Annotated in this window: 13 protein-coding genes; 8 read left to right on the top strand and 5 right to left on the bottom strand. The window is 45.6% G+C overall.

The genetic code is table 11. The features are described from left to right. Nucleotides 1–22 precede the first annotated feature (22 nt). The 3 genes from H8K55_RS12195 to H8K55_RS12185 all read right to left on the bottom strand — a co-directional run bounded on the left by H8K55_RS12195 (nt 23) and on the right by H8K55_RS12185 (nt 3,028). Entirely contained in the window at nt 23–535 is a 513-nt protein-coding gene (locus tag H8K55_RS12195) for a hypothetical protein (protein ID WP_186942345.1), read from the bottom strand. A gap of 179 nt (nt 536–714) precedes the next feature. Further along, nucleotides 715–2,244: a S1C family serine protease gene (locus H8K55_RS12190; protein WP_230408587.1), complete on the bottom strand. Its 1,530-nt coding sequence runs from the start codon at nt 2,242–2,244 to the stop codon at nt 715–717. Between the two features lie 184 nt (nt 2,245–2,428). Continuing rightward, nucleotides 2,429–3,028, bottom strand: a complete 600-nt coding sequence (locus H8K55_RS12185; RefSeq protein ID WP_230408586.1) for a hypothetical protein — start codon at nt 3,026–3,028, stop codon at nt 2,429–2,431. A gap of 308 nt (nt 3,029–3,336) precedes the next feature. Between H8K55_RS12185 and H8K55_RS12180 the strand changes: the two genes are divergently transcribed. The 6 genes from H8K55_RS12180 (at nt 3,337) to H8K55_RS12155 (ending at nt 10,421) form a co-directional block, all read left to right on the top strand. Next, complete coding sequence (locus tag H8K55_RS12180) at nt 3,337–3,702, top strand: hypothetical protein (protein ID WP_186942343.1); 366 nt, start codon at nt 3,337–3,339, stop codon at nt 3,700–3,702. Between the two features lie 283 nt (nt 3,703–3,985). Continuing rightward, nucleotides 3,986–6,181: a YgiQ family radical SAM protein gene (locus tag H8K55_RS12175; RefSeq protein WP_230408596.1), complete on the top strand. Its 2,196-nt coding sequence runs from the start codon at nt 3,986–3,988 to the stop codon at nt 6,179–6,181. A gap of 221 nt (nt 6,182–6,402) precedes the next feature. After that, the gene (locus H8K55_RS12170; protein ID WP_186942341.1) at nt 6,403–6,693 is read left to right on the top strand and encodes a hypothetical protein; all 291 of its coding nucleotides are present in this window, start codon (nt 6,403–6,405) and stop codon (nt 6,691–6,693) included. 321 nt (nt 6,694–7,014) lie between these two features. Beyond that, nucleotides 7,015–8,119 (top strand): peptide chain release factor 2 gene (gene prfB, locus H8K55_RS12165; protein ID WP_186942340.1). Its coding sequence is split into 2 segments (ribosomal slippage): nt 7,015–7,095 and nt 7,097–8,119, totalling 1,104 coding nucleotides; the frame shifts between segments, so codons are not numbered across the junction. A gap of 171 nt (nt 8,120–8,290) precedes the next feature. After that, nucleotides 8,291–9,823 (top strand): lysine--tRNA ligase, encoded by a 1,533-nt coding sequence (gene lysS / locus H8K55_RS12160; RefSeq protein WP_186942339.1) that lies wholly within the window; start codon nt 8,291–8,293, stop codon nt 9,821–9,823. Between the two features lie 364 nt (nt 9,824–10,187). Then, nucleotides 10,188–10,421, top strand: a complete 234-nt coding sequence (locus tag H8K55_RS12155) for a hypothetical protein (RefSeq protein WP_186942338.1) — start codon at nt 10,188–10,190, stop codon at nt 10,419–10,421. Nucleotides 10,422–10,567: 146 nt separating this feature from the next. Here H8K55_RS12155 and H8K55_RS12150 read toward each other — a convergent pair whose 3' ends face one another. Next, nucleotides 10,568–11,560, bottom strand: a complete 993-nt coding sequence (locus tag H8K55_RS12150; protein WP_186942337.1) for an NAD(P)/FAD-dependent oxidoreductase — start codon at nt 11,558–11,560, stop codon at nt 10,568–10,570. Nucleotides 11,561–11,726: 166 nt separating this feature from the next. Beyond that, nucleotides 11,727–12,182: a CBS domain-containing protein gene (locus H8K55_RS12145; protein WP_186942336.1), complete on the bottom strand. Its 456-nt coding sequence runs from the start codon at nt 12,180–12,182 to the stop codon at nt 11,727–11,729. A gap of 259 nt (nt 12,183–12,441) precedes the next feature. Here H8K55_RS12145 and H8K55_RS12140 point away from each other — a divergent pair, with 259 nt between their 5' ends. Further along, nucleotides 12,442–13,752 (top strand): O-acetylhomoserine aminocarboxypropyltransferase, encoded by a 1,311-nt coding sequence (locus H8K55_RS12140; RefSeq protein WP_186942335.1) that lies wholly within the window; start codon nt 12,442–12,444, stop codon nt 13,750–13,752. Nucleotide 13,753: 1 nt separating this feature from the next. Further along, nucleotides 13,754–14,560: an alpha/beta fold hydrolase gene (locus H8K55_RS12135; RefSeq protein WP_186942334.1), complete on the top strand. Its 807-nt coding sequence runs from the start codon at nt 13,754–13,756 to the stop codon at nt 14,558–14,560. Nucleotides 14,561–14,566 lie beyond the last annotated feature (6 nt).

The following is a 14,566-nucleotide window of genomic DNA, read 5'->3' as shown; positions in this document are numbered from 1 at the left end:
AAGACCTGTACCTGAAGGTTACCTACTCGGGTATCGAATCGTTTTTCACTTTTGAATTTTGCGCATTCTGTGCAATAAATTTCAAAATCATACCTATCATACCAACACTCACTGCATCAATATTCCAGTTCCATTTAATATGACGTGAGCCTTGGTTAATCCATGCTTCTATGCTTGGTACAAATAATATTGCAGCCATTGCGGCGTACATCAGGTAATCACCCAGCGCTCGCAAATCTTGAAGTAAGGCCAAATCAAATGACATGCTTAACGCATACTTTTTCAATACATTTGCGGCCGTCCATAAAGCGCATAAATACACTACTGGCACCAACAAGCCGGTCCAAAAAAATGGCAATTTCAAAGACATCATTAGTGTGTTACTGAGGCTAAAATTATCGCCTAGGGTATAGATGGGCAGCAATTGCAAAACTCGCTCTACTAGCAGGTTCAAGGCTAATAGACACACTATGACTTTGACCAGAACACTAAAGCTGGAAAGGTATTTGGATTCTGTTATTTGCGTCTGAACCATATGTCTTTTCTACTTTCATAAATTGAACTTGGATGACTTTGCTTAGAAGCAAGCATCGTCAACGAATTTCAGTTCATGCTGAATCACAAACATTTAATTTTCAAAAATTAAAGCGAACAAAAAAGCGCGTCAAATTTACCTGATGCGCTTTTTTCGTCCTTCGTTACCGTGCCAACAATTTACTTCGCATCCCAAATCGCCATCATATCGACCGACCCTTGCGAGCGTATTCCGTTATCAGATAAGACACCTTCAGTCGCTGCCAACATTGCTTTACGCGGCAGAACCATCGTTTCGCCGTAACGTTGATCATAGTGAATTACAATCAAATCGTCCTGCATATCGCGTAACAAACCAACCAGATGCTTCAGGCTTTTGACAGGAATGCCGTTGATTGAATAGATCACAGAACCGAAACGATTGCTATAGCCAGTCACCAATTTATGTGGAAAAAATGGAGAGCTCACAACCACCAATTCTTCTCGATCCTTCGACGGCATTTCGCCACGCAAAGTCACCAAAGGGCTTGCATTGTAAGCGTAGCCATTCAAAGCTGGTGCATTGTTACTGAGAAAGCTCAGATATTCGACTGTAGCGCGCGAAAACACGATTGGCCCCCAAATAAAATAAGAAGGATAACCACCTTGCAAATCGCCTATGAGGTGTGGTCGTGACGTGTAGACCGGGGCTTGTACTTGCATTACTTTGCCTGAGCGAATAATACCCAAGGGAACTCTACCGCTCGCCGTAACTTGTTGCACTTTGTACTTAAACATCACTCTGACGCTAGGTTTAAGCTTAACCATGCACTGATTATCAATCGGCGTATCGCCAATATGCGTAATCACATCCCACTCCTGCAAACCATTATTCGCAGCACCTTCATAAGGTTTATGCACAATACAGCCTTCAACATTTTTATCTAACTTCAGGTACTCACGCACGGTTGGATTTTCTAAAGTTTGCGTCACATCTAACAACGACGGTTTGCCGTCATACTTATTATCTACAACATCTTTTAAGAAAATTTCTATCTCTTCATTCGGAATAATGTATCCGATATTTTGCGCGTTCATTAAACCTGAAAATGCGAGTCCTATCATCTTGTCGCCAGCGATCACCGGCCCGCCGCTATTGCCTGGGTTAATCGCTGCATCAATTTGTATTCGTAATCCGCCCGTACTGCCGTCATAATCAACAAATTCAATGCGCGAGACTATCCCTTTAGTAATGGAGAGCGAGTTTCCCCCGGTCGGATAACCATAAGCAAACACGGCATCCGTCACTTCCGGTAATTTATTACTACGCACAACCGCTGCATGTGTATCGAAAAACTTCTCGTCATCTAATTTTAAGACCGCCAAATCCATACCACGCGAAATCGCAACAACAGTCGCCGATACTTTATCGCCCTCTTGCCCGGTTTGAATTTGCACCTGACTGGCATACTCAACCACGTGTGCATTGGTTAGAATTCGGCGTCCTTCAATGACGACGCCCGAACCTGTGACTTCTTGCGGAGAAGACTTGCCCCAGGGTTTAAACGGATCAGGGCCCCTTAACGTAGAAAATACTTTTACGACAGATTTCTCTAAATGCGCTACAGCGGGTGTCGCTACCGCTTTAGTACTCAGCGCTTGCGCTGGCAACGCTGAAATCATCACTCCAACCAAAACCAGATTCAAACCCAAGAAAAACTTTTTAAACATCTGAGAGTCTCTTTGCATAAATTAATTTCTAATAAAAATAGTGAAGAATGACACACAACCAACAGCTGATACAAACAAATTCAAACAATAACAAATAATTACAATCAAAAAACAAAGTAAATTCCTACTCCATAATCCGCATAAATAACACTCTATATGAACTGGCGATTTTTCACATCACCACTTACTGCTTTTGCGATCGCGACTCGGCATCTAACTTACTGGGATCATTAGAGGTAGTGGCGCATGATTTTCCACTAACAACACCTTTTAGATAAGAACGTCGAACGATTCCGGCAATACTTGCTGCAGCCACTTCACGCGCATGACTATCCGCTCCGGTAAGTCGCCGCACCCAAGAACGAAATGGCACGAACCCTTCCGTAAAACTTCTTAATGCATTAATGGTGGCATTTCCCAATTCTCTCTCGACAATGTTGCCATGTTCGTCTACTTGTGCTGCGTCAACATCGGGTCCCAATACGGCATTCAAGTTCTGTATTTCTCGCTCGTACCATGCGCAATCAGCACCAGGCACGATCAAGTACGGAGCTTTTCGAGCGCTGATTAAAACTTCTGGAATTTCGGTTCTTACTATATTTAAGTCACTTAGAGGAGAAGTCATTGCAGAACCCACTCGCGTATCAAACGCTGGTTCAGAATTTCCCTTATTGGTATTTTTCTGTTCATTTTTGCTGGCCGTTGAACAAGCGGCTAAACTCAATAAAATCATACCCAGCATAAACAAACGCAAACGTATGCCGATGAAAATTTGCGATTTCATAATGCCCTCAACTTTCTTTCTCCATGCACCAGAGACGATGCTAATATTTTTTCAACAAAAAAGATTTTACCTGCTGTTGCTACCTACAGTTTGTCTTTATAGAAATTTATTTACTACCGTCTCCTCAAATAACAACTTACCTTGATCGCCGATTTTTGCGTTTAATCCTGCTGTTTTTGCGTTCTATCTAATGCCATCTGTCACTTTTCATTAAAGCGCCTAGATTGGAGAAGTCAATCGCGCCTTTTGGGATTGATAAAATCGAAAAACAGTGTTTTTAATCTATATAGACAAAATAAGGAGCTACCATGAAAACCCTCTATGCCAGCCTCGCCATCGTCACTTTGATGATTTCAGCAAATGCGCTAGCCGCAGATCCGGATGTCAACACCTCAGTAACAATCAAGGGTGCGGCAAGAATCGCCCCAGTATATGTCTCGCCAGACGAAGCAAGAGAAATTGTTGGCCGTTACGTACTCGATAACGGCAAAACACTCAACATGACACAAAAACAAAATCGCTATTATGTTGAAATTCCTGGTCAATCTCTGATTCAACTTATTCCCATTAGCGCCACCACTTTTGTCTCTAGTGATAAGTCAATTCAACTCAAATTCACGCCTGCAATGGATGGCAGAACAACACAGGTCATAGCACGCTATGTCGAGGGTTAGGTTTGATCAACGTCTAACGATAGTTAGTCGCAAGTTAGTCGCAATCACGCCAAAGCCGAATCCGCTTTCACGTTTTAGGGATCCGACTTTGGCGAGAAAATAGCCAATTCACACAATCACTAACAAAAACAAAGGCTTACAATCACTCAGATTCACAGAATATGGGCGAAGACTTGCAGATTCAGGTAAAATCACGCCCATGAATCCTGCACCGAAAAATCTCTTCGCCTCACCGCGCTATCGCCCCGATGTTGGTGGCAAACATGCCGCCCCTTTCCTCCCTATGTCACGCGCCGAAATGGACGTACTAGGTTGGGATAGCTGCGACGTTATCTTAATCACTGGCGACGCCTATATCGATCATCCCAGTTTTGGTATGGCCTTAGTTGGTCGTTTATTAGAGCAACAAGGATTCCGAGTCGGCATTATCAGCCAGCCTGATTGGCATTCTGCGGAAGATTTTCGCGCATTAGGACGTCCCAATTTGTATTTCGGCATCACCGCTGGCAATATGGATTCCATGGTCAATCGCTACACGGCAGATCGTAAGATTCGTTCTGAAGATGCCTATACACCCGATGGCGATCCAAATAAACGTCCAGATCGTGCGGTCGTAGTCTACGCCCAACGAGCCCGCGAAGCCTTTCCTGAAGTGAACGTGGTGATTGGCAGTATTGAAGCTAGCTTACGCCGTATCGCGCATTACGATTACTGGTCAGATAAAGTAAAGCGTTCCGTATTACCAGATTCGAAAGCTGACCTGCTTTTATTCGGAAACGCTGAACGTGCAATTGTCGACTTAACGCACAGACTCGCGGCAGGTGAACCTATCAAATCGATACGCGATTTGCGTGGCACGGCATTCATGACGTCGTCAAATTGGTTACCCAATGAAGATTGGGCAGAGATTCAATCTATCAAGATCGATACACCAGGCAAGGTCGAAGCACATACCAATCCGTATGAAATGATGCCGGAAAAAGACGCGAAATGCACTACAGGTGACGGTTCAACGCCTTCGCCCGCTGTCGAACCCGATGTCATCAAACAGCAAGCCATACGCATTATGAGTCGCGAAGAACGACAAGCAATGCTGCGCAACAAACACAATAATACAGTGATTCGCCTACCTTCTTTTGAAGCCATCAAAGATGATCCGGTGATGTACGCTCACGCGTCTCGGGTATTCCATTTAGAAGCAAATCCCGGCAACGCTAAAGCACTATCGCAAGCACATGGTGACCGAGATGTCTGGATTAATCCGCCACCATTACCACTCGCCATGGACGAAATGGATGGCGTGTATGACCGTGCTTATGCACGTGCACCGCACCCTAGTTATGGCAAAGCGCGTATCCCTGCATGGGAAATGATACGTTTCTCCGTCAACATCATGCGTGGTTGTTTTGGCGGTTGTACTTTCTGCTCAATCACTGAACACGAAGGCCGGATTATTCAGAGCCGCTCTGAGCCATCCATCTTGCGTGAGATCGAAGAAATTCGTGACAAAACTAAGGGCTTCACTGGAACTATTTCCGACTTGGGTGGGCCAACTGCAAATATGTATAGACTCGCCTGTAAAGACAAAAAGATCGAAGAATCTTGCCGTCGCTTATCCTGCGTTTACCCTGGCATATGCAGCAATTTAAATACTGATCATAGCAAACTGATTTCGCTATATCGCAAAGCGCGTGCGATTCCTGGCGTAAAAAAAATCCTGATCAGTTCAGGCTTACGTTACGACCTCGCCGTACGCTCACCAGAGTATGTCAAAGAATTGGTCACACACCACGTTGGTGGTTTGTTGAAAATCGCCCCCGAACATACTGAAACCAATACTTTATCCAAAATGATGAAGCCTGGTATTGGTGCTTATGATGAATTCAAAGCGATGTTTCACAAGTATTCTAAAGAAGCGGGCAAAGAGCAATATTTAATTCCCTACTTCATTGCTGCACATCCGGGAACGACCGATGACGACATGGTGAACCTTGCTTTGTGGCTGAAGAAAAATGACTTCAAACTAGATCAGGTGCAGACCTTTATGCCTACACCTATGGCTTTGGCAACTACGATGTACCACACGCGTAAAAACCCGTTAAAAAAAATCACCGCCGATTCTGAAGTCGTGGAAACTGCGCGCTCAGGCAAGATTCGCAAATTCCATAAAGCCTTATTGCGCTATCATGCACCGGAAAATTATGAGATTGTCAAAGAAGGTTTGTTGCGCATAGGACGCGGAGACTTGATTGGTAGTAGTGAGCGCCATTTGATTCCGTCGCGCGCACCTGTTGTGGCAAGCTTAGTGAATGCTGGCGTGGTACCTGTCAAACGCGGTATAGCGCCAAAACTAAACACCTTCGGCAAGAGCTCGGCAACACGTCTTGCAGCGAAAGTAGCGCCAGCCATTTCCAAATCTGGCCTAGCCTACAATCCGGCCAAACCCAAAAAAGCGCCCGTTAAATCAGGCCGACGCTAATCTATATAATCCATCTAATGCTCGACGTTGTAGTTCATCTTACAAACAAGCTGAACCACAACATCGAGCACCAATCGCAACAAACAACAACTTAATCATATTCCCTGCGTCCCACTAGCATCTCGCGTTACAATTTCCCTGCGGAAAATCAACCCCGCCCACTTCCAGCACTATTTACAACCTCACAAGTCTCAGCAGTCTCACGCCCAAGGAGAGTCGCAATGAAACATATGAAAACGGTGTTAATTCTAGAACATACCGAAGAAGTATTTGATAAATTGACTTGCGATGTTTGCGGTGCTGAATCTCATTGGGATGAAAACTGGTCAAGTGCGGAGCCAGAAAAGAAGATAACAACCATACAATTAGACGAGGAAGAATCTTTTCCAAATGGTGGACAATCAACACAGACCCAATATCACATTTGCCCGACTTGCTTTCAAACCAAACTCAGTACATGGTTTGAAAGTCATCGCCAAGCCCAACCCACCATAACAAAATCCGTCTGGTAAAAAAGATACCAACATGGCTCACAAGGCCGTTCAGTTACCCACCTATATCTGCCCAGTCGATCCCGCGAAAGCGGGAATCTAGCGACGCAAGAGCTTCAAGATACTGGGCCCTTAGCTGAGTATGTAAGCAATGATGAAGGTTCTATCAACTGAAAATTCAAGACCAATGCGATGAAAGGTGCTTGACAGAAAAACGCTGAAAGCCCTGAAATTAAGCTAAATTAACCCCAATTCAAGCTTAAATTGAAGCCCAATTACGCAAGATGCCAACCCACTCAGGTATAATTAAGGGTTTATTTATCTCACCTAAAAGAAGCCCAAATGGAAGCCGAACGCCTCAATAGCATTGCCAACCTGCTTATCGACTTAACTAGTCGTGAAGCCGAACTTCGGAGGTATCTTTGACTTCGATATCAAGTCAGAGAAACTCGAACAAGTTAACGGTGAATTAGAAGATCCTAAAGTTTGGGAAGAACCTAAACGCGCACAAGAACTTGGCAAAGAAAAAAAATCCTTAGAAGCCATTGTTCATACCCTCATCAAGATTGATGCCGATCTGAAAGACGCCAACGAAATTTTCGCGATGGCGCGTGAAGAAGACGACGAAGACACGCTAGAAGCGATTGAAGCCGACGCTGCGCATCTGAAAGAATTAGTTGAAGGCATGGAATTCCGCCGGATGTTTAATAATCCCATGGATCCAAACAACTGCTTTATTGATATTCAGGCTGGCGCTGGCGGCACTGAGGCGCAAGACTGGGCATCGATGCTGTTACGCCAATATTTACGTTATTGCGAACGTAAAGGTTTTAAAGTTGACATCCTCGAACAATCTGATGGCGAGGTTGCTGGTATTAAGACTGCAACACTCAAGGTTGAAGGTGAATACGCTTACGGCTTTTTGCGCACAGAAACTGGCGTACATCGCTTAGTGCGTAAGTCACCATTTGATTCTGCAAATGGCCGTCACACCTCATTCTCTAGTTTGTTCGTCTATCCAGAAGTCGATGAATCGTTTGAAATCGACATCAATCCTGCTGACGTGCGCGTTGATACCTATCGTGCTTCTGGTGCCGGTGGTCAGCATATCAATAAAACTGATTCTGCGGTTCGTTTAACCCATGCACCTTCCGGCATCGTCGTTCAATGTCAAAACGATCGCAGTCAACATCGCAACCGTGCTGAAGCATGGGAAATGTTAAAAGCAAAATTGTTTGAATTGGAATTACGCAAGCGCATGAGTGAAAAGCAAAATCTGGAAGACACTAAGACCGATGTCGGCTGGGGTCATCAAATTCGCTCCTATGTACTGGATCAATCGCGTATCAAAGACTTGCGCACCAATTACGAAATGGGTAATACCAAAGCAGTATTGGATGGCGATTTAGACGGATTTATCGCGGCCTCACTCAAGCAAGGTGTGTAAAAATGTGCGCGCACAAATCCAATTCTAGGACGCATTACGGCGTTGCCAATGCTCGCAATACCGACGTATTGCTGTGCTTGTCGCCTTGTACTGCATCCCTATAATTGAATTTCTAAACTCACATTTCCGATTGCATTATTAAAGAAACAAAATTTCATTTTAGAGAAAATCATGTCCGACCAACAAAATACAGCAGCAGAATTGCCACAAGACGAAAATTCGATTATCGCTGAGCGTCGTGCCAAGCTCGATGCGATTCGCGCGAAGGGTGTCGCCTTCCCTAACGATTTTCGTCCTAAACATAAGGCCGCTGACTTGCAAGCTCAGTATGGCGACATTAGTCGTGAAGACTTAGAAGTGCAAAACGTGGAAGTTGTTGTAGCTGGTCGTATGATGCTCAAGCGTGAAGCTGGTAAAAAAGCAGCGTTCGCAACACTGCAAGATGCGTCAGGCCTCAAAGCCGATGGACGTATTCAGTTATACGTCACGACGGATAAAACGGGCGAAGCAGAAATGGAAGCCTTCCGTCATTATGACTTGGGCGACATTCTTGGTATTGAAGGTGTTTTATTTAAGACTAAGACTGACGAATTGACCGTCAAAGTAACGAAGTTGCGTTTGCTGACCAAGTCTTTGCGCCCTCTTCCTGATAAGTTCCACGGTTTATCCAATCAAGAAACAAAATACCGTCAGCGCTACGTCGATTTGATTATGAGCGAAGAAACACGTCGCACATTCAAAGCGCGTACTGCGGCAATGAATTCCATCCGTAGCTTCATGAATAGCCATGATTTTATGGAAGTGGAAACACCAATGTTGCACGTGATTCCAGGTGGTGCTGCGGCAAAACCCTTCATCACGCATCACAATGCGTTGGACATGGAAATGTATCTGCGTATCGCACCAGAACTGTATTTGAAACGATTAGTAGTCGGCGGTTTTGATCGCGTATTTGAAGTCAATCGTAACTTCCGTAACGAAGGTGTATCGCCACGTCACAATCCAGAATTCACGATGATGGAATTTTATGCGGCGTACGTTGATTACAAATGGTTGATGGACTTTACCGAGTCCGTCATTCGCAAAGCCGCCATCGATGCACACGGTACTGCTGTCTTGACTTACCAAGGCAAAGAACTGGATTTGTCCAAACCATTCCAACGCTTGACCATTGTTGGCGCCATCAATAAATACGCGCCGCACTACACAACCGAGCAATTGGGCGACGCAGAATTTATCAAAGCAGAATTGAAAAAATTTGGTGTAAAACCATTTGCCACTGCAGGCTTGGGCGCATTGCAATTAGCCTTGTTTGAAGAAACAGCCGAAGCGCAGTTATGGGAACCGACTTACATCATCGACTACCCGGCTGAAGTCTCTCCATTAGCACGTGCTTCTGATACGGTTGCAGGCATTACAGAGCGTTTTGAACTGTTCATGACAGGTCGTGAAATCGCCAATGGTTTTTCAGAATTAAACGATGCAGAAGATCAGGCAGCTCGTTTCATGGCGCAAGTTGCCGCCAAAGATGCTGGCGATGAAGAAGCAATGTATTACGACGCGGACTATATCCGCGCTTTGGAATACGGTTTGCCTCCAACCGGTGGTTGCGGTATTGGTATTGATCGTTTGATGATGTTGATTACAGACTCACCAAATATTCGTGATGTAATTTTGTTCCCGCATTTGCGTCGTGAGGAATAAGATTTCTTTGATTCGAAATTGAAGTTTTGTAGAAGAGGAAGCTTTAAGGTTTCCTCTTTTTTTGTTTCTGTTGTTGATTTACGTTCACAGGTCGGGTGTGGCCCGACAGCCAATTACCTTTTTTGCTTCGTCAAAAAAGGTAATCCAAAAAAGACGACCGTAGACTCGCCCTGCGGGTGCTTACGCTACGCTTCAGCATAATTTGTGCATCACAAAAAATGGGAAAGTGTTGAAACTCGCTACGCTCAAACAACAACACTTTCTTATCCATTTTCTGTGACGCACAAATTACATCGTCTCAAACGGGGGTAAGTCAAAGGCAAATTCAAAAACAACGACCTACAACGGCTATTGGAAAAAATGAATGTCCGTCGAAACTGATTGTTTTGATCTTGTTGTTGATTTTGACCTTCATCCACTTCTGACACTGCCAATTGTGCAGGACAGAAAATGGATAAAGAAAGTGGCGTTGTTTGAGCGTAGCGAGTTTCGACACTTTCCCATTTTTTGTCTTGCACAATTGGGGAGCCGAAGGCCAGTGGCGGCGTGGTCGCCTTTCTTTGCTTACTTTCTTTGGCGAAGCAAAGAAAGTGAGTAGCTGTCGGGCTACCCCCGACCTACAGACCCAAAAATCACCAAAACACTTCATCAAGAGACGAGAGAAAAGCCAAGCAAATAGACAAATCACGCGTGGGCAGAAAAATCCTGCCCACCCTACAAAACCATCAACCATCCACTAACAATTTACCCAATTTCCTGCGCCAACCCCAAGCCACTCAAAAACGCATTCTCCACGCGCCCGCCGCCATCCAATCCAGTCGCAAACCAATCGCCACACACACCAATTTTCGCCTTAGAATCCCACAAAAACGATTCAGCAAGTGGCGTATCAGCTTGCGCATAACGCCAGCGATGTGTCACCGAATGAATCGCTTGAATTGGTGAACCGGTCGCTTCATGAAATGCTTTAGATAGCTTCTCCTTGGCTCGTTCATGATCATCTTCTAAATGCTCAACGCTCCATGCCGCTGTCGCATGACAGACCCAGCGCTCTCCCGCACGATGATCGGGCTTGGAAGTATCGCGGGCAATCCAACCTAATCGTGAGTTCGCGACCCATGCGCCGTCGTAATCAAGGTTCAGTGGATGCTGAAAACCCAGCATCAATACCCAACATGGCTGCAAACGTACATCCGCAACTTTTTTGCTAAAACTTGCATGCGTTTTTAAGAGTGCAGAAGCTTGTTCCGGTGGAATCGCCATAATGACGGCATCGAATGGTCCTGCAGATGCCGCGACCGGAACATCATCCGTTTTCACAGACAATATCCATTGTTCACCATGCGCTTCCAGAGCAACTACTTGCTGCTCTAAACGCACGTCCAAACCGTGCGCTAATTGCTTCCCTAATGAACTCATACCTGGCACTGGTACGTAACGCTGCGTACTTGCGCCTGCCGCACTGGTTGTACCGTGATCAAGATTGACCAACTTGCTATCCCAAGGCACTACCCATTCCAATTTACGCCAATCCGCGACCTCTTTCTTGAATCGATCTGAGCTCGCCGTAAAATATTGCGCGCCGTGATCAAAGCCACCGAGTTCGGTTTGTCGTGTACTCATACGTCCGCTGACGCCGCTACTTTTCTCATACACAGTGACATGATGCCCCTGCGCCTGACATTGACGGGCTGCGGTTAATCCAGCTAAACCTGCACCGATGATGGCTACCTGCATACTCTTCTCCTTATTTTTATCGAACTTCAATCTAACTTTCATCCAACACAAATATCAAACACAATATCAAACACAAACTTCACATGACAGGAATTACACTTCAACAAATTCAAAAACCTCGGACGAAAAAAAACCCACAATTCACATCGTGGGTTTCGCACTATTCTTATGATTGTTCTTTTTCATCTTCAACTGGCCAGTCGCGGATGTAAGCCTTCAACATCTTATTCTCAAAACTTTGTGCTTCCAATACTGCACGGGCAACGTCATAGAATGAAATCACGCCCATCAATGTTTTTGCATCCATCACCGGTAAATAGCGCGAGTGTTTTTCTAACATCATACGGCGCACTTCATTCACCTCAGTTTCGGGCGTGACCGTCATCGGATGATCATCCATATACTTACGAACGGTTCCATCGCCCAAAGAGCCACTGTTTTTGTGTACGGCGCGGATCACTTCACGAAAAGTCAGAATACCAACCAGATCACCAAACTCCATCACAATAAGGGAACCTATGTCTTTTTCTTCCATAAAGGCGACCGCCTCAGTCATTGGAGTATCTGGCGTAATCGTAAAGAGAATATTCCCCTTCACTTGCAGAATTTCAGAAACTTTCATTTTATTCCTCCGATCTGATAAGGCATCAAGCCCAACTTGCTGTCAAACACTTAACGAGAAGCGTCGCGGTCTTTGCTTTCTTTCATCTAATGTATCGCAAGCATCCGGAAAAATCTAGTGATTAAGAACAAGTATTTTTGATTTATTGCAAGATCTCGCCCTATCTGTGGTTTGCTGAAAATGAATGCTACGTCAAGTCTTTTCAAAAACTTGGCAAGTGCGTAGGATGTCGGCATCCAAATAAGGAGAATACCAGTTTATGAGCGGTCCAAAATACCCAGGCTTTGACACTTTGTCATTGCATGCCGGTGCCGTAGCTGATCCAGCTACCGGTGCACGAGCGACTCCGATTTATTTCACATCCTCGTTCGAATTCAAAGACTCTGATCATGCAGCGTCCCTTTTCAATATGGAACGTGCTGGCCACGTCTATAGCCGTATTACGAATCCGACCAATGCAGTATTAGAAGAACGAATGGCTGCGCTGGAAGGCGGCGTAGCTAGCATCGCCGTTGCAAGCGGACAGGCCGCCCTGCACCTTGGCTTGTCAACGATTGCAGGCGCGGGCTCGCACATCGTCGCTTCGCGTGCCTTATATGGTGGCTCGCATAACTTGCTAGCCTACACCATGAAACGTTTTGGGATTGAAACCACATTCGTTGACCCACGTGACCTCGATGCCTGGCGCAACGCAATACGTCCAAATACAAAGGTGTTGTTCGGCGAAAGTTTAGGCAATCCTGGCCTAGATGTCTTTAATATTCCCGCCATCGCAGAGATCGCGCATGACCATCATTTGCCTTTAATGCTCGATTCCACTTTCACGACACCTTATCTGTTACGCCCTTTTGAACACGGCGCAGATCTGGTGTATCACTCTGCAACCAAGTTCTTGTGCGGACACGGGACAGCAATTGGCGGCGTCTTAGTCGATGGCGGTACGTTTGACTGGCAAGCGGCTTATGAGAAAACCGGACGTTTCGCCGAGCTTTGTGAACCATATGAAGGTTTTCACGGCATGGTGTTTAGTGAAGAATCAACTGTCGGTGCCTTCTCATTACGCGCTCGTCGCGAAGGTTTGCGCGACTTCGGCGCCTGCATGAGTCCGCACAATGCTTTCGCCATTTTGCAAGGAATAGAAACTCTGGCTCTGCGTATGGATAGGCACGTTGCGAACGCACGCAAAGTCGTTGAGTTCTTGTCTTCACATGCTGCGGTAGAATCCATCGCTTTTCCAGAATTAGAATCGCATCCCGATTACGAACTGGCGAAGACATTACTACCAAAAGGCTGTGGCTCGGTCTTCTCTTTCAATATCAAAGGTGATCGCGCTGCAGGCCAACGTTTTGTCGAATCCTTGAAAGTCTTTTCCCATCTCGCTAATGTCGGTGACGCCAAGTCGCTGGTCATTCATCCCGCTTCCACGACGCACTTCCGCGTGCCCGCCGAACAATTAGCGGCATCAGGTATCAGCGAAGGCACGATTCGCCTTTCAGTTGGTTTGGAGAGTGTCGATGATTTGATTGAAGACTTGACACGTGGTTTGAAAATGGCGCAGAAAGGCAAATAAGATGTACCTAACGATACAAAATAAAGAAGTCTACGCGTACACTGGAGGCAAGGCCTTTAATCCTAATCTGCCTACTGTCATCTTAGTGCACGGCGCGCAGAATGATCATTCAGTCTGGGCAATGCAATCACGTTATTTGGCACATCATGGATTTAGCGTGTTAGCGCTGGATTTGCCAGGCCATGGTCGCAGTGCCGGGCCAGCCTTAAGCAGCGTAGAAAAACTAGCACGTTGGTTGCTGGAATTAATAGAACTCAGCGGTGTACAACAAGCCTATGTCGCTGGTCACAGCATGGGCTCCTTAGTCGCATTGGAAGCCGCCAGCATGGCACCAGAGCGCATACAAAAACTCGCTCTACTCGGCACCGCTTTCCCTATGAAAGTATCAGACGCCTTGCTATTTTCAGCACAGCACGATGAACAATCGGCAATTGATATGGTGAATATTTTTTCCCACAGCAGCATGGCACATAAACCATCTTGCCCAGGCCCTGGTTTCTCGGTGATGAACGGCAGCATGCGCCTGATGCAAAGAATTTCCTCTATCAATCCCGACCAAGTTTTTTTCAATGACTTCACTGCTTGCAATACCTATTTGAATGGCGAAGAAGCTGCGAAAAACGTGCAATGCCCGACGCTGTTTTTGCTGGCGCGCCAGGACATGATGACGCCGGTCAAAGCAAGTTCTTTGTTATCCAACGCAATCAATAACAAACAGATTCACATCATTGAAAATTGTGGGCACTCTATGATGAGTGAACAAGCTGATGCGGTGTTGGATGCTTTGCTTGGGTTTATGAAGAATTGAATCCTG

The sequence above is a fragment of the Affinundibacterium flavidum genome, assembly GCF_014284175.1.
Lineage (GTDB): Bacteria > Pseudomonadota > Gammaproteobacteria > Burkholderiales > Burkholderiaceae_D > Undibacterium > Undibacterium flavidum.
This window is presented reverse-complemented; position numbering and strand designations above follow the sequence as displayed.